Origin of the sequence: Dermabacter vaginalis, from assembly GCF_001678905.1 — a bacterium.
Taxonomy (GTDB): domain Bacteria; phylum Actinomycetota; class Actinomycetes; order Actinomycetales; family Dermabacteraceae; genus Dermabacter; species Dermabacter vaginalis.
On sequence record NZ_CP012117.1, the window covers coordinates 1,647,083 to 1,667,259 of the forward strand.

Genomic DNA, 20,177 nt, shown 5'->3' on the forward strand with positions numbered 1-20,177 from the left:
GATGTACACGAGCATGAAAGACGAGCTGACCGCGGAACTCAACGCCATCCGTGAGGCCGGAACCTTTAAGAACGAGCGCCCGATTCTCACCCCACAGTCGAACGAGGTCTCGGCATCCTCGGCCCGAGGCGAAGAGGGCCGCGAGGTTCTGAACTTCTGCGCGAACAACTACCTCGGCCTCGCCGATCACCCCGAGCTTATTGCCGCCGCGAAGCGCGCGCTTGACGAGCGCGGCTTTGGCATGGCGAGCGTGCGCTTTATTTGCGGCACGCAGGATCGCCACCTCGTGCTCGAGGAGAAGCTCAGCGAGTTCCTCGGAACCGACGACACGATCCTGTTCTCCTCGTGCTTCGATGCGAACGGGGGCGTTTTCGAGTCGCTTTTCACGAAGGACGACGCCATCATCTCCGATGAGCTCAACCACGCGAGCCTCATCGATGGCATCCGCCTATCGAAGGCGGCGCGGTACCGCTACAAGAACGCTGACATGGACGATCTTCGCGCCCAGCTCGAGGCCGCCAAAGGTGCACGCCGCACCGTCATCGTGACCGACGGCGTGTTCTCCATGGACGGCTACCTCGCCCCACTGGACAAGATCTGCGATCTCGCCGACGAGTTCGGCGCTCTCGTACTCGTGGACGACTCGCACGCCGTGGGCTTCATGGGCGAGACCGGCGCGGGCACGCCCGAGCACTTCGGCGTCTCCGATCGCGTCGATATCTACACGGGCACGTTCGGCAAGGCCCTCGGCGGCGCGAGCGGCGGCTATGTGTCGGCGCATCAGGAGATCATCGATGTTCTGCGCCAACGCGCGAGGCCGTACCTCTTCTCGAACTCGCTCGCCCCCGCGATCGTCGAGGCGACGATTGCCGCGCTCGACCTCGTGAAGAACTCGGGCGAGCTTCGCGCGAAGCTGTTCGAGAATGCGGAACATTTCCGCAGCGCCATGACCGAGGCCGGCTTTGAGCTTCTCGACGGCGAGCACGCGATTGTTCCCGTAATGTTCGGTGACGCCGCCCTCGCGGGCCGCATCGCGGACCGCATGCTCGAGCACGGCGTATATGTCACGGCGTTCAGCTACCCGGTGGTGCCGAAGGAGAAGGCGCGCATCCGCGTGCAGCTCTCGGCCGCGCACACAAGCGACGACATCGACCGTGCTGTCGCGGCGTTCGTCGCGGCCCGCGACGCGGAAAACTGAGCATCTCCCTCCCCTCTCCTGAATTGCATAGGGGTTGTGGGGGTTTGACCCCCGGCCATCCCCGGATAGCGAAAGGCCCGGCAGTACTGCCGGGCCTTCCTCTTGTCGGTAGCAGCGGCTCAGGAGTCGCGCCTTCCTACGCCGCCTTCACCGCGCCTCAGTGCTCGTCGTAGTGACCGTCGTGTTCCGCGTGGCGGTGACCGTCGTGGACGTAGTCCACATGGTCCTCGTGCTGCACGGCTTCGTGGCCGCAATCTTCGCCGTGCTGGTGATCCGCAACGGTGTGCTCAGCCTGCGGCTGGTGCTCATCGTAGTGGTCGCCGTGCTCGGCGTGCAGGTGGCCATCGTGCTTGTAGTCCACGTGGTCGCCGTGCTGGACAGCCTCGTGGCCGCAGCCCGCGCCGTGGGTGTGTTCGGTAGGGGTGTGTTCAGCTTTGTGGTCAGTCATGGTGTTCTCCTTCTTGTGTGTGCGCCAGGGTGTCGTGGATGACGTGAGCGACGTGGGCGTCGACGATGGAGTATCGCGTCGCTTTGCCTTCACGTTCCCCCTTCACCACGTGCACCTCGCGAAGTTTCGCGAGGTGCTGGGACACGAGCGGTTGCGAAAAACCCGTGCATTCCACGAGCTCCGTTACCGTGCACGCATGATCGGAAAGGTGCAGCACAATTTCGAGGCGTGCCGGGTTGCCGAGCGCCTTGAAAACGCGTGCTGCGTGGTCGATCTGCGAGCTGTCTCCCATGGCACAAGTCAACCATAGTCATCAAGGTATTGCAATACCTTTATTTTTGGGAACTATTCCCACCCTCACTCGCACACTCACGCCGCAATGAGCGCGCACACGCCGACGGCAATTCCCGCCCACGCCGCGGCCCAGAGCACCGAGGCGAAGGTGCCAATAATGAAAAGCTCCCCCACGCGGGCCGCCTCGCGCCCCTCTTTTTCGACGCGAAGCTCCGGGTAGCGCCCGAGCCCCTTGACCGCGAGGACGACGGCAATACCGGCAGGGAACCCCGCAACGATCGAGACATACACGGCAAGCCTCTCGAGAATCCCGATCCAACGCCCACCAGGCAGTTCCTTTTGCGCACTCATAAGAGAACCCTGCACAGCAGTCCCACGCGCCCCGCCACGATCAATACGGCGCAAGAGTGCGCGAATGGCTCGATTTCCAGCCACAGCACCACAGCCACATATTGCCAGCACGACCGCACACCAGAGAAGGTTCACCACGCCCACAGCACCCCCATTTAGCTTTTCGCTAAATTCTTCGCTAATTAAGCTATAATCTACACATGGCAGCTCTGAAGTCTCGCGCTTACGCCGTCGCGGTCATCGGCGACATCGTCAACTCTCGCGAGCACGACCGCACCGCACTCCACCGCACCCTCAAAGCTGCCCTCGCCACGCTCACCGAGCACGGAATCGAACCCCTCCACCCTACCGTCGGCGACGAAATCCAAGGCATCTTCGCCACGCACGGCGAGGCACTTCGCGCCACCCATCTTCTTCGCCTCCACCTTCGCGAAAGCGGCTACGACATACGCTTCGGCATCGGCGCAGGCGAGATCCGCATCGTCGATCGCGACAGCGACATCCAAGATGGCCCCGCCTGGTGGTCAGCACGAGAGGCCCTCAACCACACCGAACAGCTCGCCACCACCCCCGGATGGGCTGGCATTCGCACAGGGCTCGGCCCGGGCTCCCCCAACACAAAAGAGTCCGACGGCAGCCAAGCATCCGTCGGAACCACACCTTCACAGAAGGACGACACGCCCCCAGCACCAGCACTCTGCCACCTCATCGACGCCCACATCAGCACCCTGAACCCCAGCACGTGCGGAACACTCCGAGGCCTTCTCGAAGGCGAACCCAACACCGAGACCGCCGCACGCCTCGGCATCTCCCCGAGCGCCAACACTCAACGCATCACCCGCCACAACCTACGCCCCCTCAAAGAAGCGATCCGCGCGACGTGGACATAGACCCCGCCCCTGCTACACCACCCGGACCATAATGAGGCACGGCGTATCGGCGCCCCAAAGCTCGGTTTCCTCGAGCGGAATAAAGTCAAGCGCTTCGTAAAACTTTCGTGTCGCCGCATAGCCTTCATCCGGATGAGACCTACCGAGAGTTTTGACCTGAAGGAGCCTCACCGAGCGTTCACGGCAATGCTCCACGATCGATTCCACAAGTGCAGTCCCAACCCCGGCTCCCCTAAACTCACGTTCTACGGCGATGAAAAAGAGATCGGCAGCGCGGTCAAAGTGGTAATCGACGAGGGCGGCGCCTCGCACACATCCGGCTTCGTCGCGAACCGTCCACGTTTCTTTCTCCCGCGCAGCCTCGATGTACTCGGCGTTCGCCTCAGGGATGCCAAACCATTCCGGCAGGCTGGCAAGGATGCGCTCAACGTCATTCGGCACCGGCGCATCGCGCCTGGCCTCCCACCTATCGGCGTGAGCCAAATCGACGGAATTGCTCATTCACACACCTTTTCCTCCGAGAGAAAAGCACAGGGCACCGCGGTCATACACACCGCTATTGCCATCGTATCGACGCAGTCCAAGCACGACCCGCTGCAACCGAAAAAGGGAACGAAAAAGGCGCCCACTATGCAGATAGTGGGCGCCCTGTTTGTGGAGCCGGCGGGAATCGAACCCGCGTCCGATAGTGCGAAGCCAGGGCTTCTCCGGGCGCAGTCCGCGAAATCGTTTTCTCAGCCCCAGCGCTCACACGGACACGTCGCTGACAGGCTCAGTCACTCTAAAGTGTTCACCCAACCCCGGTGACCAGGGTTGGTAGCAGTGGCCCTCTAGATGATGGACAGGTCAGGTCGAAGGCAATCCCTGACGGTCCAGACTGCTATCGCTGATCAGGCAGCGAGAGCGAAGTCAGTGCGCTTAGGTTCGGCACTTATTGTTTTCCAGGGAGCGTTAGCGAGATAACCCTGGATCCTCGGCCCGCTTCCCCTCGCTGGACAACTACCGTCGAAACCGATCGACCCCGTATCGGGTGGCAACGCCCCAAAAGCGGGACGTGCCAGATAATCTGCACCCGCTTTTGCGGGTGGGATGCGTGCCTGATTCGCACACCCTATTCGATTATCAAAAACTCGTGCACCAATGAGTGCAGTAGTTCAGTATACAGCCCTCAACGCGCAACACCAAGGCCTTATTCCCGGCGAGCAACCGTCGGACCCGCTTTCCTGCCGCCCGTCCAGGACGGGCGGGAGCGTGCGACGCTAGCTGAGCATCTCGCGCCGCCTCATCGCACGCTGTGCCTCGCGAGCATCCTGCTTCTCGCGCAAGGTCTGGCGCTTATCCCATTCCTTCTTACCGCGTGCGAGGGCGATCTCCACCTTCGCATGCGAGCCGAGGAAGTAGATCGAGAGCGGAATGATCGTGTAGCCCTTTTCGCGAGTTTTATTCATGAGCTTCAGAATCTCGCGCTTATGCAGCAAGAGCTTGCGCTTGCGACGTGCAGCGTGATTCGTCCACGTGCCTCGCACGTACGGCGCGATGTGCACGGCATCCATCCACACTTCGCCGTTGTCGATATAGCAGTAGCCATCAACGAGGGACGCGCCACGCTCGCGGAGCGACTTCACCTCGGTGCCCTGGAGGACCACGCCGGCCTCCCACGTCGCATCGATGTGGTAATCGTGTCGCGCCTTCTTATTTGAGGCGATGAGCTGCTTCGTGCGCTCAGGCCCCGCGGGCGCTTTCGTCTTTTCGGCCTTCTTGGCCACGGCAATCCTTCCGAAGGTATCGATACAGCAACCGTTTAGTATCCCACAAATTTGCGGGGGTCGAGCGCCGTGCCGTCGAGGTGCGTCTCGAAATGCAGGTGGCAGCCGGTCGAAGCTCCCGTGGAGCCGACGTAACCCACGGTCTGCCCAGCATCGATCCGCTGGCCGGCAGAGACCGCGAACCCCTGAAGGTGGTGATAGGAAGTCGTGAGGATCTGACCGTTATGCAGGCCATGGCTCACGATGACCTTGTTGCCGGCGCCGCTGTTGTGAGTCGTCGCAAGGACCTTCCCCGCAGCCATCGCCCCCACGGGAGTCCCGCATGCCGCCGCATAATCCATACCCTTGTGGAGTTTGCGCGTGTGGTACACGGGGTGGAACCTATAACCAAACATCGAGCTGCGACGGGCCGAAACCGGATCACGGAATTTTCCAGACGACGCTCCACCAGAAGAACCACCTGAGGACTTCGGCGGCGAAACCTTGCGTGGTTTTCGACGCTCGCGCCTTGCTCGACGTTCCTCCGCTTCACGCGCCTCACGGGCCTTCCGCTCCGCTTCGCGCTGGCGAGCGAGCTCCTCCTGCCGCTCTTTTTCGATAAGACGCTGAATATCCGCCTCGAGTGCGCTTGATTGCGATTCGAGTTCCGACTCGCTCGCGCGATACTTTTCTTTGAGCGTTTCGAGAGTGGCCGCCTGCGTTTTTTGCGACGTGTAGAGATTGTCGAGATCCTTCTTCGCTTGTGCCGCTTCGCTCTCGGCCTGGCGTCGTTCGGCCACCGCTATCGCTGACTTCTTTTTAAGATCCTCGATCTCGGCCCGGATGGCTTCGAGACGGTCCGCCGAGTTCACGTTCATCGCCTGCTGGCCACGCAAATCCGTGAGCTTCGCCCCCTGTGCCTGAAGCGTAAGCCGGTAGTTCATCGTTCGATCGACGGCATCCTGCGGATTTTCCGCATTCAAAAAAATCGACGCGGGATTCGGAGCACCCGTGCCCTTGTACGCCTCGATCGAGGCACGCGAGACGTCTTCGTTCGACTGCGAGATTTTATGTTCGCCGCTTTCGACCGCTTGGCGGATCTCGCGTTCTTCCGCCTCGGCGTCCTTGAGGCGCGCCGCCTGGCGTGCGTCCTCGGCTTTTGCAGCCTCGAGAGCTGAGCGTGCCGAGTCGAGGCGCGCTTGCGCATCGGGAATACGCGCCTCGGTTTCTGCGAGTGAAAGGTAGGCGTCAGCGAGCTCCGTATCGACTTCGTTGAGATCTTCGCGAAGTGACGCAAGCTTTTCGTCGACGCTCTTCTTTTCTTTCTTTTTATCGTCGATACCATCGGCGAGAACGCTCTCGCCCGAGAGTGCACCCGATGTGGTGAGGCCCAGGACAGCCGCGAACGACGCGCCTTTCACGAGTGTGCGCCGAGAAAGAAACGGCTTCTTTCTCTCATCATTTGGCATATCGAGAACCTGCCTAAACCTTCAAATAACGATTGAGCGAAACGACGGACGAGCCTACGGCGAGAATAGCACCGAGAGCGAGGAGAATCGGCCCTACCCATAGAAGATCTGTCATCGACATCCGAATAAGATCAGAGCCAAGAGCCGGCTCGAGCCAACCCTCGACAAGGTATTTGATCGCGAAAGAAAGCACGCCGGTGGCGAGGGCGCCACCGATCAGCGCGGCAACCGCCCCCTCGAGAAGGAAAGGCAAGCGAATGAAAATGTTGCTTGCACCCACAAGACGCATGATCGCGATCTCTCGCCTCCGGTTCGCGACCGACATGCGGATCGTTGTGGCAACAAGCAACACGGCGGCGACGAGCATGACGGCTGCAAGGGAAATCGCAAAGACGGTGGATTGATTGAGAATCTTGATGAAGGGCGCGTACACCGCGAGCAGATCCGAGACATCGTCGATGCCGTCGCGCCCTCGGAAAAAGTCGACGACCGCGCTTGAGCGCTTTGCATCGGCGAGCGTGATGTGGAAACTCACCGGCATGTCCTCGGCCGTGAAATCCTGAGCGAAACTCTCCCCACCGAACTGGGAGCGATATACCTCGAGAGCTTCCTCTTGCGAACGCTCATCCACGGTCGCAATGTACGGCCCCAAAATATCGCCTTCGAGGGCCTCACGAACCTCGGCAATCTGTGCGTCCGTCGCAGCGCCGCCGGCACATGATGTCGCCGTCGAATGCGGAGAACACATATAGACGCTAATTTGCGAGTTCTTCACGAGGATGTCTTGAAGCGCGACAATCTGCTTCTGCATGAGAAGCCCCGCTCCCACGAACGTGAGCGAAACCGCGGTCACAATGACCACGGAAATGACCATGGCGATATTGCGGCGAAGCCCGCCAAAGCTTTCCTTAATGATGTATCGCAGCCTCATGCGATCTCGCCCTCCTCACGCTCATCCGTTTCCTCAAAGGCGCGATCAAGGTCTCCCATGCGCTCGCCTTCGCTCGCGCTTTCATCAAAACGCTCATACGCCACGTCAGAAGCGCGTGCACTTCCTCCGGGGAAGGGGGCCGACGCTTGCCGCTCCCCCGCCGCGTCGCCATCGGGTACCGCTCCCGAGATCACACTTTCATCTGCGGCCCCGCGATAGTGGCCGCGCATTTCATCGCGAACAACATGGCCATCCACAAGTTCGACAACGCGCTTACTCAAGCGATTCACCGCTTTTTCATCATGGGTGGCCATGAGCACGGTCGTGCCACGCTCATTGATATCGGCGAGAATATCCATGATGCCCTTTGCCGTCTCCGGGTCAAGGTTGCCCGTGGGCTCATCGGCAAGAAGTATCGTGGGCCGATTCACGTAGGCGCGCGCGATCGCGACGCGCTGCTGCTCACCACCGGAAAGCTCGTGGGGCAGTCGTTGACCCTTGCCTTCAAGGCCGACCATGTCGAGAACCTCAGGCACGAGCTTCTTCACCACACTGCGCGGGGTGCCGATGACTTGCAGCGCGAACTCCACATTCTCGAAAGCAGTTTTTGTGGGCAGCAAACGAAAATCCTGGAACACCATACCGATCTCGCGGCGAAGGCGCGGAACCTTCCAGCTCGATAGCCGCGAAAGGTCCTTGCCCGCCACAAAGATCGAGCCCGACGTAGGGTTCGTTTCCTTAAGGATGAGGCGCAGCATCGTGGACTTCCCCGAGCCCGACGCCCCCACGAGAAACGCGAACTCGCCACGCTCAAATTCGAGTGACAGATCAGCAAGCGCGGGAACGCTCTTACGCTGATACGTCTTCGTCACGTGCTCGAAACGAATCACAAGTTCATCCCATCTGGGCGGGTCGACAGCACCCCTCGAAACGTCCGCGGGCGTGGCGAGGGCCAGTACGCGACCACACTAACGAGACCGCGCCTCAAATCGGCGGATTCACCCCGGTCACTCGGGTCACGTTTTGCTCAAGAATTCGTCAAGGACGTGAGAGGCGGTGTGCGAATGCGTGAAGCAGTGTGAGCTCGGCAAGCGTCGGACCCCGGCGTTACGGCGATGCGCCCACCCGGCGGGGCGGATTAATCCTCCAGGCGGGACTGCTCCACGCGCCAGCGGATGCCCGCCTCGATAAACCCATCAATGTTGCCGTCGAATACCGAACTCGGGTTGCCTTCGGAGTACTCGGTTCGCAGATCCTTGACCATTTGGTATGGATTCAGCACGTACGAGCGCATTTGGTCGCCCCAGCTCGCCTTGATGTCTCCCGCAAGCTCCTTGCGCTTGGCGTCTTCTTCTTGCTTCTTGAGGAGCAAAAGGCGCGACTGGAGAACACGCAACGCGGCAGCACGGTTTTGAATCTGGGACTTCTCGTCCTGCATCGACACCACAATGCCAGTGGGAATGTGAGTCATACGCACGGCCGAGTCCGTCGTGTTCACGCTCTGGCCGCCGGGACCAGAGGAACGGAACACGTCGATCTTGAGTTCGTTCTCGGGGATCTCAATGCTGTCGGTCGTCTCGATCAACGGGATCACTTCGACCGCCGCGAATGAGGTTTGGCGGCGCCCCTGATTATCGAACGGGGAAATGCGCACGAGGCGGTGCGTACCGCCCTCGACGCTGAGCGTTCCATACGCGTAGGGCGCACTCACCTCGAACGTGACGGACTTAAGGCCAGCCTCTTCCGCGTAGGAAGTATCCATCACCTTCGTGGGATAACCCTTGTGTTCGGCCCACCGCAGATACATACGCAAGAGCATCTCGGCAAAGTCTGCGGCATCCACGCCGCCGGCACCCGCACGGATCGTCACGACGGCATTTCGTTGGTCGTATTCACCGCTCAGCATCGTGCGAACCTCGAGTTCGTCGAGGGCCTTACGGATAGAGGCGAGCTCAGTTTCGGCATCCTCGGCCAGCTGCGCATCGCCTTCCTCTTCGCCAAGCTCGACCATGACCTCGAGATCATCAATACGGCTCGAAAGCTCGCTCACGCGGCGCTTTTCTGCCTGCGCGTGCGAGAGATCGGACGTCACCTTTTGCGCTGCCTCCGGGTCATCCCACAGATCGGGGGCGGCAGCTTGCTCCTCAAGATCGGCGATCCTGGCCGTGAGGGCCTCAAGATCGGTCACCTTCTCGATCGATTCGAGGGTCGAGCGAAGGTGGGGAATTTCAGCAGAAAAATCAGAACTCACAAAAGTCCACTCTACGCTACGAGGGCCTCGCGGGGCAGGGACGCGGTGGTGAGGGCATGCGCCAATGCGGCATGCTCCACAGCCTCGCCACCCCTCCAGTCAGTGTGCGTGGGCCGACGATTGCACGCGCACGACAAGCGGAGAATCAAGTGCTCGAGAGATCCAGCCCACGAGGGGTGGATGAAGGCGCGCTTCGAGTGTAATCGTGACCTCGCCGCTCGGCGCGAGGGAGAGCGAGGCGATGCGCATATCGCTCACACGCGAGAACTGATAAGGATACGACGCAAGGTAAGCCTGGGCGCGTTCGCGCGCTTCCTCCTCGGTGGGCGTGCGCGGATCACCCGATGCGTCATAGAGCGTGTTTTCGCTCGTGGCTCCCGCAGCATGGAGCGCCGCACCATCGGCCACGAACTGGGCACGATTACGGTCAATCTCCACTCCGGTCACCGCAATACCAAAGGCGATCACCATGAGCACCACAACACTCACGCCGATCGTCAGGACGCTAGCGTTCCCGCGTTCTGCGCCGAGGAGCGCTGCACCATGTTTGCATCTCACCGAGCATTCCCTTCCGAGATCAGCGCGTGACGCCCCGTCACGCCGACGATCGATGAGTCGATCCCGACCACGCCGAGACCCGGAATCGGCACTGCGAGACTTACCTCAACCGACACGGCTTCTCCCGCTACCGGGCATGTGGCTGCGGGGCATGCCACGGATATGTCTGCCGGATCGACGTCCACCCCGTAATCGCGCTCAACCTCAGCAATGATGTGCCCAATCCGTTCCTCGCGGCCTTCCGCAAGTTCCTGCACCGAATACACGCGCGCGATCTGGCGCGCGAGCGTATCGGCCGCAAAAGTCGCCGACTGCATCGAGGCGCACGTGAGCAAGAGATACACGAGCGGGATGAGGAGGACCACCGACAGGCCAGTGAACTCCACGATCGAGTTTCCGGAGGCATCCTTGAGGCGGCACGCGACTTTTCTCGCTACCGCCTTCACCCTAGAGCGCATCTTCATTAACTGCGTGTCCCACAACGCGGAGTGCGTTGCTCGGCCCGAAGAAACCGATGAGCGGCAAGTCCGCATGGATCTCCACTTCGATGACTCCAACTCCTTCACGGGCCTCGACGTAGACGTCCCCCAGTTGAGGGAAGCGGGCCGAGGCCAACTCTGCGGCTCGAGCGCTGCCATCATTCGCATCGTTCCCCAGCAGCGCGCCGTGGTACGCCGACTGCACAGCGATATCCGTGAGCCCATTGCGTACGTGAAGGAACAGCGCAAGCTGGAGAAGGCTCAAACCAAGCACCACGATGAGCGCCGAGATGAGAGGAAACTCCACGACGGCATTGCCGCGCTCCTCGCGCACGCGCGCCCAAAGGCGCCGTACACGTCTCTTCACGCTACTCGGTGAACTGGCTCATGGCCTGGTTGAACAGGCCTACGAGAGCGTCGGACGCCACGGCCCACAGCGCCACGACAATTCCCGCGGTCATGAGGGTAATGAGGACCCACCCGGGAACATCGCCGCGCTCTGAGGCAAAGCGCTCACGCGCTGCGACGAGTGCGCGAACCCCCGCACGAACTACGCGTTCGCGCAGCCCCGAGTGAGTGGTCGCGTTGTCAACGAGGGTCGAACGGTTGATGGACATGAAGTTCTCCTTAGGTGAAGAGAGGGTGGGTGAGCAATATCGGGTCATGGAGGTCAAAGCCCCACTTGTAGTGCGGTGATTCCGGGGAACACCGCAAACACGATGACAAGCGGCATGAGGAGAAAGACGACGGGCATCAGCATGTACACTTCCCGCCGCCCGGCACTTTCCATGAGGGTCCGCTTCGAAAGCTCGCGAGCATCCTGCGCCTGTGCGCGCATGACGTCCGCGAGCGGGGTGCCTCTTTCGAGGGCGACGGCGATGGTCTCCGCAAAACGCGAGACGGAATCCAGTGGCGAGCGGGTGCCGAGGTTCATGAGGGCGTCCTCAAGCGTGGAACCTGCGCGAATTTCAAAGACGGCGATAGCGAGTTCACGCGAGAGTTCCCCGCGAGAGGTGCGCGCGACTCGCTCCATTGCGGCGATGGGCCCCTCCCCCGCGGAGATAGCGAGCGCGAGAAGATCAGCGACGGTGGGGAACTCGCGGGCCATCGCTTGCTTGCGCGACGTAATCGCGCTCGTGAGGAGGTAATCACGCATGAGGGGCGCGGTGACGGTCGCGATCACGACGAATGCGAGAAGGGCGATAAGCGGTGCCCGGCCGAGGGCGAAGAGCCCCATGCCGAGCGCAGCGCTCGCGACGAACGCGATAATCGCCCACGTCAGCTGTTGCACGCGAAAATCGCGATAGTTGAGTCGACCGCCCGCGAGCGCAAGCCGCTTCTCGATTTCTCTCTGGCTTCCAAAGGTGCGTGCTGCGAAGGCACGCGCCCTCACGAGAAACGGGCCGAGGTTTGTGTCGATCACGGGATGCACACGCCTCCCATGATCGAGGAAACCGAGCGCTCCGCGAGCCTTCCCTTGCTTCACGTACGGGGCGACGCGCGCCTCGACCGAACGGGGCCTTCTCCACGGGTTTTCAAGGATCACAAGGGCGATCCCGAGCCCAAATAGTGCTCCGAGTGCACATCCGAGCAGGATGATCGTGAAAGTGTTGTCGCGGATGCTCATTCGCGTAGCACCCTCTCGTCCTGGGGTAAACGCGCAAACGTGAGCATGAGCCGATAGGCAAAGAAGGATACGGCCGCACCGACAATAATGAGCATTCCGCCTGCGGCCGTGTCGTAGGCCTCGGCTGCTTCGGGCCGCAGGATCATGAGACCGAGAACGACCCATGGCGCGATGAGCGCAAGCTTTGCTCCGTTGACCGTCCAACTTTGACGTGCTTCAAGTTCGGAGCGCACGCGCGCATCCTCACGAAGGAACGAGGAAAGTGTACGAAGCAGCGTGCCAAGATCGGTGCCGCCAACGTCGCGCGTGATGCGAAGCGCTTCGATAATGCGGTCGGCAACGGGGTCACTCAAGCGCTCCTTGAGCCGATCGAGGCTATAGGAAAAATCTCCAGTCGCGTGGTATTCACGGGCGAACTCGCCAAAGGGCGAGCGCAGCTGCTCGGGCCCGCGCTCGGCAAGTTGAGCAAGCGATTCCGGTAGCGAGAGACCAGCTCGGACGGCCGATCCCACGAGGTCAATCACTTCCGGCCATACCTCACGGAGGTTTTCTTGCCGGCGCCGTGCGAGTGTGCGAAGCGCCCATGCCGGCAGAAAAAATGCGCCCGCGCCCGCCGCAGCGCTCGGAATCATGGCTGTGCTGATACCGAGCGTCAGGATGAAAACTAGGCCCGCGAGCACCACGGAAGCGAGAAGGAGGTGAAGCGGGCGCGCGCTCGCAAGCCCGATTCTCGCGAAGTCATCGCGAATCCTCTGTTCGAAACGGGTTCGTGAACCGCTCCGCCCGGCCCTTCGTGCCTCGCGCGGCCAATAGGCCGACCAGATCGTCACGACGCCAAGGCCGAAAAGGGCCCCGGTGGCGAACCCCGGAATCATCGCTCGCCCCCAAGGAGTGTGGAGAGCGAAAAGCCGGCGCGTTCAAATCGCTCGGGGTGGGGCGGGTACGCCTCTCCCCGGCATAAACGCCCGCGCCGCCACTCAAATACGTGCCCGAGTTCCACCACAGAATCTTCAACGCGACCCGGGACAGCGACGATCTCACGCACGCGACGCGTGCCGTCATGAAGATGATCGAGGTGGACAACGAGGTCGATCGCATTGGCAACCGTGGGAGTGACGAACGAGCTGCTAACGTTCTCCCCCGCGAGCAACGGAAGCGTGCACAGCTTCGCAATTGTGTCGCGCGCAGAGTTCGAGTGGATCGTGGCCATGCCCGGTAAGCCACTGTTGAGGGCAATGAGCATATCGAGAGACTCGGCTTCACGAACCTCGCCCACGATGATGCGGCTAGGCCTCATGCGCAGCGCTTCCTTCACGAGCCGCCGCATGCTGATCTCGCCGACGCCCTCAAGATTTGGTTGCCGGCACTGCATTCCCACGACATCCCGAGCCCGGATATCGAGTTCGAAAACCTCTTCGATCGTCACGACCCGCTCGCGCGGGTAAACGGCCGAGCCTAAGCAGTTCACCATCGTGGTTTTTCCTGAGCCCACGCTCCCGGACACGATGATATTGAGGCCCGCTTTCACACTCGCATCGAGCACATCGGCGGCCTGCTGGGTCAGGGACCCGAGTGCAACGAGATCCGAGAGAGAGTGTGCCTTCGAGATGAACTTTCGAATGTTGACCGACCAGTGCGTGCGCGTGACATTGGGAATCACGGCGTGCAGGCGGGCCCCGCTCGGTAAAAGCGCGTCAACGAAAGGAGTGCTGAGGTCGAGGCGCCTGCCTGTTTGAGCGAGCATTCGCTCGACGAGTCCGCGAACTTCAGCAGCCGAGAGCACGAGGGGCGTGAGCTCGCTGACCCCGTTCCGGTGAACGAAAATTTCGCTCGGCGAGTTGATCCAGATTTCTTCGATTTCCGGATCGTCGAGGAAGGCTTGGAGGGCGCCGAAGCCGCCGATGCGCGTGGCTACCTCGCCGACTGCGGCGTCGCGGTCTCGCAGGGGTGGAACTTCGCCTCGCGTAGCTTTTGCATCGTACTGCGCCACCACGTGTGCGATGAGGTCATCGAGAGATGACGAGGATGCATCGAGCCCTTGCGCACGGATCGCTTGCCTGGCCTCAGCCTCGATGATCCCGAGTGCGTCCCGCATAGGCGCTTCCCCCTTAGTGATCGTGGCGCCTGCCTTGGCCACCATCTCGGCTCCCATCCCCCAGGGAGCGTTCTGTCATCTTTCTACCAGAGTATGGAAGTGGGCGAAACGCTGTTCGCGAATTGTGGATAACTACCCTTTTGTTTTCCAGAGTGCTGCGTCTTCTCGTGGTGTGGCATCCGTGCAGATCAGCCGTATAGACTCACGTCGTCCCGTCCCCCTGCCCAAGAGGATGACCGCATGGCAACGCGCCTAAATGACCGCGACACCGTGACCGAAGCAAAGATGTCGAAGACCGAGTGGGTCTACGCCGCAAAGCGCACTCTCACCGAGTTCACACGCGCGGGAGGAACGGATCTCGCCGCCCAGCTCACCTACTTCATCGTGCTCGCCGTCGCCCCCACCTTCCTTGCGCTCTTCTCTCTCGCAGCGCTCGTCCTGAGCGGTTTCCAGGACGAAATCGTGAAGGTCATTACCGATGCGGTCAAGAACTCAAACATCGCGAATGGCTCAACGGATCTCACCGGCGCCATCGAATCAACGCTTAAGTCGCTCCTCGGCTCGACCTCTTCGGGGACGATCGCCCTCATCATCGGTATTTTGACGGCGCTGTGGTCCGCCTCGGCGTTTGTGAAGGCCTTCTCTCGCGCCTCGAACAAGATTTATCGTGTGGAAGAAACCCGAGGTCCGGTCAAGCTTAATCTTTCGATGCTCGCCGTCACCGCTGCTCTCATCGTGGGAATCCTTCTCCTTTTCGTGTCCATGATGCTGAGCCAGAGCATGATGGATTCGATCCTCGGCCCGATTTTCTCAACTATCAACATGTCGGGCCTCCTCGACTTCCTCACGAACACGTTCATCCCGATCTGGGCGTGGGTGAAGTGGCCGTTCATGCTCGCGCTCCTGTTCGCCGTCGTGTCCCTCCTGTACTGGGCAACACCGAACCTCAAGCACAAGTACCGCTTCATCTCGCCTGGTGGCGTCTTCGCCATCATCGGCATCGCCCTCGCACTCCTTGCCCTGAGCGTCTATATGTCGACGTTGGCGAGCTACTCGAGCTACGGCGCCATCGGTGGTGTGATGGCAGTTCTGTTCGTTCTGTGGGTCGTGAGCATCGTGCTGATTCTCGGTGCGGCTTTTGACGCGGAGGTTCTGCGCGGCCGCCAGCTCGCTGCGGGCATGCCCGCCGAGGATGGTTTCGAGCTGCCGAGCCGCGGTGCCGAGCCGCCTACGAAAGCCGACCTGAAGTACGCAAAGATTGTGGACGAGGGCCGCGAGATCCGCGTTGGCAATCTCTACAAGAACCAGGACAATTACACCGCCACGTTCGCGGGTGCGGATGCGCTACGCAAGGGCGACGAGGAGGTCTTCACCGTCCGCGAGGAGGACCGCAACTCGAGCACTCCCTCCGCGGTAAGCACCGAGAAAAGCGCTGAGGACGCACGAGACTAGGAGTAATCTGAGCCGTGTGTGGGCGCTTTGCGTTTTTCCAAGAGATCGAGCCTATGCTCGACGATCTCGGCGCGCTTGATCTCGCGGATCCGCACCTTCACGCGCGCTACAACATTCCTCCCACGGCACCGATTTACGTCGTTACCGAAGGACTCGAACGCGCTACGGGCGAACTTAGGCGAGGCGTGCGCACCGCGCGCTGGGGCCTTCTTCCACGGTTCGCGAAAGACCTCTCGTTTTCCGCGAAGACCTTCAATGCCCGCCGCGAGTCTCTCGTGGAGAAGCCGAGTTTCCGCGGTTCGCTCGAGCGTTACCGCGCGCTCGTCCCCATGAACGGCTATTTCGAGTGGCAAGCAGGCGCACACGGCAAAGTCCCTCATTTCATTCACGGCCGCGATACGCCGCTTCTTTACGCAGCCGGTCTTGTGTCGTGGTGGAAGAACCCCGCAGATCCCGAGGCCACATGGCTTTTGAGCGCCACCATCATCACGAAAGCCGCCGAAGGGCACCTCAAGCACATCCATTCCCGCATGCCCGTTTTCCTCGACCCGGATGGCCGTGAAACGTGGCTCAGCCTCGACTCGTTCTCTTCGGGCGCCGAAGCCCACGCGTGGGTGGGCGGCACGGAGGGCCAGCTTGCGTCGGCGGCGCTCGAGGCCTTCCCGGTGGGACGCGAGGTGGGAAGCGTCGCAAACGAGGGCCCACACCTTCTCGAGCGAGAGAGTCCTACGCCTACCTAACCCCTCGCGCGCCTCACGTATCGTCGTCGACGAAGAGCTCGCGGTTAGGTCGATTCTCCGGCCGCAAGAGAAGAACAAAAAGTGCCGCTGCGAGGGCCAGTGCACCGAAGCCCGCCCAGAGAAGCCCTCCGCGGATGAGGCTGCCTCCCACAAGAGCCTGGAACAGCTGCCACGTCACACCGAAGCTCACCCCGTAGCGACCTCGTTTCATAAGCGAACGCGCAGCGAAACCCACCATGAGGGCGAAAATCCCAAGGAAAACCGTGAGCCCCACCGCGACCGTTTTCAGGTCGGCAGCCTGCGCCGGGAGCGTCACGAGCGCGTAGAGCGCGGCACCGCCAAGAAGGAGCGCTTCGAGAATGAGGAGAAGGGCACTCACGCGGCGCAGCGGGTGTGTGGCGCGCTTGAACGTCGCCTCGGCTTCAGAGTCGCCATGGTGGGAGGTCATGCCCCCACCCTAGTGCCCGGTACGCTGCGGGGCGGCCGGTGGCAAGATGCAAACGGTGTGGAAAAGATTACGAGGGATCTTTCTTCTAGATCCTTGTCCGTTAGCGCCGTTGCCAGGAACAATGGAGTACTACATCGCTTCAACACAAAGGTGTCTGTGGCGATCCGCATTGATGTCGAGGCCCTGTGGGCCGCACGCCATCGTGGCCCCACTACGGTCACGATGCACTGGAAAGAGAGAGTGACCCGATGGATTGGCGCCACCGCGCTGCATGTCTCACCGAAGATCCCGAGCTTTTCTTCCCCATCGGGAACACGGGACCGGCGATCACCCAGATCCAGGAAGCCAAGGCAGTGTGCCAGCGCTGCGAGGTCATGAACATCTGTTTGAAGTTTGCGCTTGAATCCGGTCAGGATTCGGGCGTGTGGGGCGGCCTTTCCGAAGATGAGCGCCGCTCGCTTAAGCGCCGCACCGCGCGTGCGCGCCGCGTCGCCTGACGCCGCCTCAGAGCCCGCCTTTCGGCGCGGCCACGTCAGCTCCCATACGCAACTGGGTCGCTCTGGGCGAGCCCCATTGAGCGCGCAAAGTATGGCCCCGCACGCCCTTCGGACTCAGGCCAACGGCCACCCCTCTATTAGCGTGAGAGCGGGTCGAGATACACGTCAATCATGGCACGCGTGCCACCGTCGGGCCTGTTCTCCCACGTGAGCACCCCACCGAGCTCCCCCTGCACGAGAGTTTGCGCAATGTTCGTGCCGAGCCCTTCGGGCTTGCGAGGCATGCCGCTGCCGTCATCATCGACGTAAATCACGAGGTGCGTTCCACTGCGCTCACTTGTGACCGTGAGATTTCCCCCCGTTTCCGAGAGCCCGTGCTCGACCGCATTCGTCGCGAGCTCGGTGAGCACGAGTGCAAGCGGCGTGGCTTCCTCGGCTCGAACCAGCCCAGCCTTACCAATCTTGTGCGTCGCAACCGTGACCTGCCCAAAGCCGCTCGCGTGGTCGGCAGAACGTACCGTTGCCGCAGCCGCATCAACCGCGAGACGGAGGCAACGATCGATCACATCGTCGAGCAAAACGGTCTCCTCGCTCCCCTGCAAAAGGGATTCGTGCACAAGCGCGATCGTCGAAACGCGACGCATAGCTTCAAGTAGGGCTTCCTTAGCTTCGTCGCTTTTCATACGTCGCGATTGAAGGCGCAAAAGCGCCGCGACCGTTTGAAGATTGTTCTTGACACGGTGATGGACCTCGCGGATCGTCGCGTCTTTGGTCATGAGTTCTTTCTCGCGGCGCCGCACTTCGGTGACATCACGTACGAGGATGATCGCCTCCGTGCGTTTGCCCTTGCGCGTAATCGGAATCGCGCGTAGCGAGAGAATCCCACCTCGCGCCTGCATGTCCACGCGCCACGCGGCGCGCCCCGTCAGCACGAGCGGGAGCGACTCGTCAACAGGGATGCGCGACTGAAGATCGGCCGTGGCGAGCTCCGCGAGAAGACATCCGACCATGTCTCCCTGCATTCCGCAGCGGTGGAAGGCCGAAAGTGCGTTGGGCGAGGCCGCCTTCACGACGCCCTCGCTGTCGACAGACACCCAACCATCACCCACACGCGGCGCCCCGCGGCGAGGCGGAACCGGCGCCCCCTTGATGGGGAACGCCCCCTCCCCCATCATGAGGAGAAGCTCTCGGCCGAGACGGTACTGCTCCACTTCCGAAGCCGTGAGCCGCGCATCAGCCGGTGAAGTAAATGACTCGATCGAAAGAACCGCGAGCACCGCCCCCTTACGGCGCACGGGCGCGAAACGCACGAACGCCGGGCGTGACTCGCGCTCGACCGTCACGAAAGTGTCAATGTCGTCGTTGCCCGCCTCGGCATTGTCGAATGCATCGAGCAGTTCAGGCCAGTCCTCACGCGTGTACACGCTCGAGATTGGGTCCTCAAAATACACGGTATTGCCGTTGGCCGGGCGCGAATGCGCAGTCGCACACATGCCCTCTTCGCGAGGCACCCACAGCACGAGATCCGAACCGAGCAGATCTGAAATGACCTGCCAATCCCCAAGCAAAAGCTGAAGCCATTCAACCTCGGGCTTCGGCGTTTCATCGTCGTAGGTGAGAACGTTGTTCACAGTGGGAGCCATGCCTCAAGCCTACTGCCTCGCGGCACTCCACCTCTCTCGGGCGCAGGCTCGCGTCACCGAGGCTCGATAGGCTTGAGCACACACGAGAGTTGAGGAGACCGCAGTGAAAACACTCCACGAAACCATCGAGTACAACGCGAGCACCGAGGAGGTCGCACATTTTTACGCGAGCCGTGAGAGTGCGCTAGAGCGTGCCTCGAGACTCGGTGTGCGAGACACGCGTGTGGAGGTTCAGGGGGATTCCGACGGCGCCTTCACCACAACGATCCTGGCGAATGTGCCTCGTGAGCAGGTGAACCACGAGAAGTTCCGCCGTTTTCTCCCGGAGCACCTCGAGGCCACCATCGTGCACGAATGGGATGCGCCTTCGGGCGGTGCGCGCACGGGTCGGCTCCGCGCGACAGTCGCCTCGCTACCGGTGAACCTCTCTGCGGATTTCACGCTTGAGGGCAACGGCGAACATTCGCACATGAAGATTGAGGCGCAGCTCAGCGTAAAGATCCCCCTCGTGGGAGGGGCAGTGGAGAAGGCAGGAGCCGAAGCCGCTGGGGAGATCTTCCGCACCGAGGAGTCGTTCGCGAACGAGGTCCTTCGGCGGGAGCGCTAGCCTTCGAGAAACTCCCTCACGGAGCTCGCCTCACTCGGGTCGAACCACAGTGCATCGGGCGCGTAGGGGTCATCAGCGACCTCCGAAGCCGAGTTTTGGGTGATGAGGTAGGCCTTGAGCGGAATCGTGTAAGCCTCGCTGCGTAGCACGTGCGACCATTCCCCGGTTTCGGGCGAGGAGTCGCGTTCGAGTGCGCGGTCGGGGAGGTCGAACGCCGCAATGGCGATACGAGAAGCGCCCCTGTTCGCATGGGCAAATGACAAAATGCATTCGCACAGTGCCTCGAACTCTCGCTCTTCCACCTCGTCGCCGCTGAGTGCGGTCGTCGATGCGGTGGGCACTCCCCACACGCGGGCCTTTGCAGGCAGATCGAACGTGGGGCTCGACATGTCGGTGACGCTCGTGTCTCCCGCGAGCGCATTCACGGGGCAGTACACGCGCATGTGCACCCTCC

25 protein-coding genes and 1 other RNA gene are annotated in these 20,177 nt (G+C 61.5%); 6 read left to right on the top strand and 20 right to left on the bottom strand.

Going from position 1 to position 20,177, the window contains the following annotated elements; all coding sequences use genetic code 11:
- Position 1 precedes the first annotated feature (1 nt).
- Complete coding sequence (locus DAD186_RS07215) at positions 2-1,198, top strand: glycine C-acetyltransferase (protein WP_065248092.1); 1,197 nt, start codon at positions 2-4, stop codon at positions 1,196-1,198.
- A gap of 157 nt (positions 1,199-1,355) precedes the next feature.
- Here DAD186_RS07215 and DAD186_RS07220 read toward each other — a convergent pair whose 3' ends face one another.
- From DAD186_RS07220 to DAD186_RS07230, 3 genes are all read right to left on the bottom strand, one after another.
- Positions 1,356-1,646: a hypothetical protein gene (locus DAD186_RS07220; RefSeq protein WP_065248093.1), complete on the bottom strand. Its 291-nt coding sequence runs from the start codon at positions 1,644-1,646 to the stop codon at positions 1,356-1,358.
- Complete coding sequence (locus DAD186_RS07225) at positions 1,639-1,938, bottom strand: ArsR/SmtB family transcription factor (protein ID WP_065248094.1); 300 nt, start codon at positions 1,936-1,938, stop codon at positions 1,639-1,641. The genes DAD186_RS07220 and DAD186_RS07225 overlap by 8 nt, the downstream gene beginning before the upstream one ends.
- A gap of 77 nt (positions 1,939-2,015) precedes the next feature.
- The gene (locus DAD186_RS07230; RefSeq protein WP_236886226.1) at positions 2,016-2,291 is read right to left on the bottom strand and encodes a hypothetical protein; all 276 of its coding nucleotides are present in this window, start codon (positions 2,289-2,291) and stop codon (positions 2,016-2,018) included.
- A gap of 200 nt (positions 2,292-2,491) precedes the next feature.
- Here DAD186_RS07230 and DAD186_RS07235 point away from each other — a divergent pair, with 200 nt between their 5' ends.
- Positions 2,492-3,181: a SatD family protein gene (locus tag DAD186_RS07235; protein WP_065248095.1), complete on the top strand. Its 690-nt coding sequence runs from the start codon at positions 2,492-2,494 to the stop codon at positions 3,179-3,181.
- Between the two features lie 12 nt (positions 3,182-3,193).
- Here the strand turns inward: DAD186_RS07235 and DAD186_RS07240 are convergent, their stop codons facing one another.
- The 14 genes from DAD186_RS07240 to DAD186_RS07305 all read right to left on the bottom strand — a co-directional run bounded on the left by DAD186_RS07240 (position 3,194) and on the right by DAD186_RS07305 (position 14,336).
- On the bottom strand, positions 3,194-3,682 hold the full coding sequence (locus tag DAD186_RS07240) for a GNAT family N-acetyltransferase (protein ID WP_065248096.1): 489 nt from the start codon (positions 3,680-3,682) through the stop codon (positions 3,194-3,196).
- 151 nt (positions 3,683-3,833) lie between these two features.
- Positions 3,834-4,204: a transfer-messenger RNA gene (gene ssrA, locus DAD186_RS07245) on the bottom strand.
- Positions 4,205-4,440: 236 nt separating this feature from the next.
- On the bottom strand, positions 4,441-4,947 hold the full coding sequence (gene smpB, locus DAD186_RS07250) for an SsrA-binding protein SmpB (RefSeq protein WP_065248097.1): 507 nt from the start codon (positions 4,945-4,947) through the stop codon (positions 4,441-4,443).
- Positions 4,948-4,982: 35 nt separating this feature from the next.
- On the bottom strand, positions 4,983-6,395 hold the full coding sequence (locus tag DAD186_RS07255) for a M23 family metallopeptidase (protein WP_065248098.1): 1,413 nt from the start codon (positions 6,393-6,395) through the stop codon (positions 4,983-4,985).
- Positions 6,396-6,408: 13 nt separating this feature from the next.
- Complete coding sequence (gene ftsX, locus DAD186_RS07260) at positions 6,409-7,326, bottom strand: permease-like cell division protein FtsX (protein ID WP_065248099.1); 918 nt, start codon at positions 7,324-7,326, stop codon at positions 6,409-6,411.
- Entirely contained in the window at positions 7,323-8,216 is an 894-nt protein-coding gene (gene ftsE, locus DAD186_RS07265; RefSeq protein ID WP_065248100.1) for a cell division ATP-binding protein FtsE, read from the bottom strand. The genes ftsX and ftsE overlap by 4 nt, the downstream gene beginning before the upstream one ends.
- A 248-nt stretch (positions 8,217-8,464) precedes the next feature.
- Positions 8,465-9,577: a peptide chain release factor 2 gene (prfB, locus tag DAD186_RS07270; RefSeq protein ID WP_065248101.1), complete on the bottom strand. Its 1,113-nt coding sequence runs from the start codon at positions 9,575-9,577 to the stop codon at positions 8,465-8,467.
- A 99-nt stretch (positions 9,578-9,676) separates the two neighbouring features.
- Complete coding sequence (locus DAD186_RS07275; RefSeq protein WP_065248102.1) at positions 9,677-10,135, bottom strand: flp pilus-assembly TadE/G-like family protein; 459 nt, start codon at positions 10,133-10,135, stop codon at positions 9,677-9,679.
- Positions 10,132-10,581: a hypothetical protein gene (locus tag DAD186_RS07280; protein ID WP_082991129.1), complete on the bottom strand. Its 450-nt coding sequence runs from the start codon at positions 10,579-10,581 to the stop codon at positions 10,132-10,134. The genes DAD186_RS07275 and DAD186_RS07280 overlap by 4 nt, the downstream gene beginning before the upstream one ends.
- 1 nt (position 10,582) lies before the next feature.
- Positions 10,583-10,981 carry a hypothetical protein gene (locus tag DAD186_RS07285; RefSeq protein WP_065248104.1) on the bottom strand — a complete coding sequence of 133 codons (399 nt, stop codon included), beginning with the start codon at positions 10,979-10,981 and terminating at the stop codon, positions 10,583-10,585.
- Position 10,982: 1 nt separating this feature from the next.
- Entirely contained in the window at positions 10,983-11,231 is a 249-nt protein-coding gene (locus DAD186_RS07290) for a hypothetical protein (protein WP_236886227.1), read from the bottom strand.
- Positions 11,232-11,284: 53 nt separating this feature from the next.
- On the bottom strand, positions 11,285-12,241 hold the full coding sequence (locus DAD186_RS07295; protein WP_065248105.1) for a type II secretion system F family protein: 957 nt from the start codon (positions 12,239-12,241) through the stop codon (positions 11,285-11,287).
- The gene (locus DAD186_RS07300; RefSeq protein WP_065248106.1) at positions 12,238-13,116 is read right to left on the bottom strand and encodes a type II secretion system F family protein; all 879 of its coding nucleotides are present in this window, start codon (positions 13,114-13,116) and stop codon (positions 12,238-12,240) included. The genes DAD186_RS07295 and DAD186_RS07300 overlap by 4 nt, the downstream gene beginning before the upstream one ends.
- A complete protein-coding gene (locus DAD186_RS07305) occupies positions 13,113-14,336 on the bottom strand; it encodes a CpaF family protein (RefSeq protein WP_065248786.1) in 1,224 nt (407 codons plus the stop codon). Before DAD186_RS07305 ends, DAD186_RS07300 begins: the two co-directional genes overlap by 4 nt.
- A 240-nt stretch (positions 14,337-14,576) precedes the next feature.
- Between DAD186_RS07305 and DAD186_RS07310 the strand changes: the two genes are divergently transcribed.
- Both DAD186_RS07310 and DAD186_RS07315 read left to right on the top strand, forming a co-directional pair.
- Positions 14,577-15,788, top strand: coding sequence for a YihY/virulence factor BrkB family protein (locus DAD186_RS07310; protein ID WP_065248107.1), 1,212 nt, complete (start codon positions 14,577-14,579; stop codon positions 15,786-15,788).
- Between the two features lie 14 nt (positions 15,789-15,802).
- Positions 15,803-16,528, top strand: a complete 726-nt coding sequence (locus DAD186_RS07315; RefSeq protein ID WP_065248108.1) for an SOS response-associated peptidase — start codon at positions 15,803-15,805, stop codon at positions 16,526-16,528.
- Between the two features lie 13 nt (positions 16,529-16,541).
- Here the strand turns inward: DAD186_RS07315 and DAD186_RS07320 are convergent, their stop codons facing one another.
- Entirely contained in the window at positions 16,542-16,976 is a 435-nt protein-coding gene (locus tag DAD186_RS07320) for a hypothetical protein (protein ID WP_065248109.1), read from the bottom strand.
- Between the two features lie 248 nt (positions 16,977-17,224).
- Between DAD186_RS07320 and DAD186_RS07325 the strand changes: the two genes are divergently transcribed.
- Positions 17,225-17,473, top strand: coding sequence for a WhiB family transcriptional regulator (locus tag DAD186_RS07325; protein ID WP_016664986.1), 249 nt, complete (start codon positions 17,225-17,227; stop codon positions 17,471-17,473).
- Between the two features lie 137 nt (positions 17,474-17,610).
- Here the strand turns inward: DAD186_RS07325 and DAD186_RS07330 are convergent, their stop codons facing one another.
- Entirely contained in the window at positions 17,611-19,116 is a 1,506-nt protein-coding gene (locus DAD186_RS07330; RefSeq protein WP_065248110.1) for a sensor histidine kinase, read from the bottom strand.
- Between the two features lie 103 nt (positions 19,117-19,219).
- On the opposite strand from DAD186_RS07330, the gene DAD186_RS07335 reads away from it, so the two are divergent.
- Positions 19,220-19,723: a DUF2505 domain-containing protein gene (locus DAD186_RS07335; protein ID WP_065248111.1), complete on the top strand. Its 504-nt coding sequence runs from the start codon at positions 19,220-19,222 to the stop codon at positions 19,721-19,723.
- Here the strand turns inward: DAD186_RS07335 and DAD186_RS07340 are convergent.
- Entirely contained in the window at positions 19,720-20,166 is a 447-nt protein-coding gene (locus DAD186_RS07340) for a hypothetical protein (protein ID WP_065248112.1), read from the bottom strand. The genes DAD186_RS07335 and DAD186_RS07340 overlap by 4 nt on opposite strands.
- Positions 20,167-20,177 lie beyond the last annotated feature (11 nt).

Bases quoted from the DNA above. Each gene is read 5' to 3' on its own strand.
- DAD186_RS07310 (WP_065248107.1), top strand. From the start codon at position 14,577: ATGGCAACGCGCCTAAATGACCGCGACACCGTGACCGAAGCAAAGATG.
- DAD186_RS07325 (WP_016664986.1), top strand. From the start codon at position 17,225: ATGGATTGGCGCCACCGCGCTGCATGTCTCACCGAAGATCCCGAGCTT.
- DAD186_RS07340 (WP_065248112.1), bottom strand. From the start codon at position 20,166: ATGCGCGTGTACTGCCCCGTGAATGCGCTCGCGGGAGACACGAGCGTC.
- DAD186_RS07300 (WP_065248106.1), bottom strand. From the start codon at position 13,116: ATGATTCCGGGGTTCGCCACCGGGGCCCTTTTCGGCCTTGGCGTCGTG.
- DAD186_RS07255 (WP_065248098.1), bottom strand. From the start codon at position 6,395: ATGCCAAATGATGAGAGAAAGAAGCCGTTTCTTTCTCGGCGCACACTC.
- DAD186_RS07240 (WP_065248096.1), bottom strand. From the start codon at position 3,682: ATGAGCAATTCCGTCGATTTGGCTCACGCCGATAGGTGGGAGGCCAGG.
- DAD186_RS07230 (WP_236886226.1), bottom strand. From the start codon at position 2,291: ATGAGTGCGCAAAAGGAACTGCCTGGTGGGCGTTGGATCGGGATTCTC.
- ftsX (WP_065248099.1), bottom strand. From the start codon at position 7,326: ATGAGGCTGCGATACATCATTAAGGAAAGCTTTGGCGGGCTTCGCCGC.
- DAD186_RS07330 (WP_065248110.1), bottom strand. From the start codon at position 19,116: ATGGCTCCCACTGTGAACAACGTTCTCACCTACGACGATGAAACGCCG.
- DAD186_RS07235 (WP_065248095.1), top strand. From the start codon at position 2,492: ATGGCAGCTCTGAAGTCTCGCGCTTACGCCGTCGCGGTCATCGGCGAC.
- DAD186_RS07225 (WP_065248094.1), bottom strand. From the start codon at position 1,938: ATGGGAGACAGCTCGCAGATCGACCACGCAGCACGCGTTTTCAAGGCG.
- DAD186_RS07295 (WP_065248105.1), bottom strand. From the start codon at position 12,241: ATGAGCATCCGCGACAACACTTTCACGATCATCCTGCTCGGATGTGCA.
- DAD186_RS07305 (WP_065248786.1), bottom strand. From the start codon at position 14,336: ATGCGGGACGCACTCGGGATCATCGAGGCTGAGGCCAGGCAAGCGATC.
- DAD186_RS07290 (WP_236886227.1), bottom strand. From the start codon at position 11,231: ATGTCCATCAACCGTTCGACCCTCGTTGACAACGCGACCACTCACTCG.
- DAD186_RS07215 (WP_065248092.1), top strand. From the start codon at position 2: ATGTACACGAGCATGAAAGACGAGCTGACCGCGGAACTCAACGCCATC.
- DAD186_RS07320 (WP_065248109.1), bottom strand. From the start codon at position 16,976: ATGACCTCCCACCATGGCGACTCTGAAGCCGAGGCGACGTTCAAGCGC.
- DAD186_RS07220 (WP_065248093.1), bottom strand. From the start codon at position 1,646: ATGACTGACCACAAAGCTGAACACACCCCTACCGAACACACCCACGGC.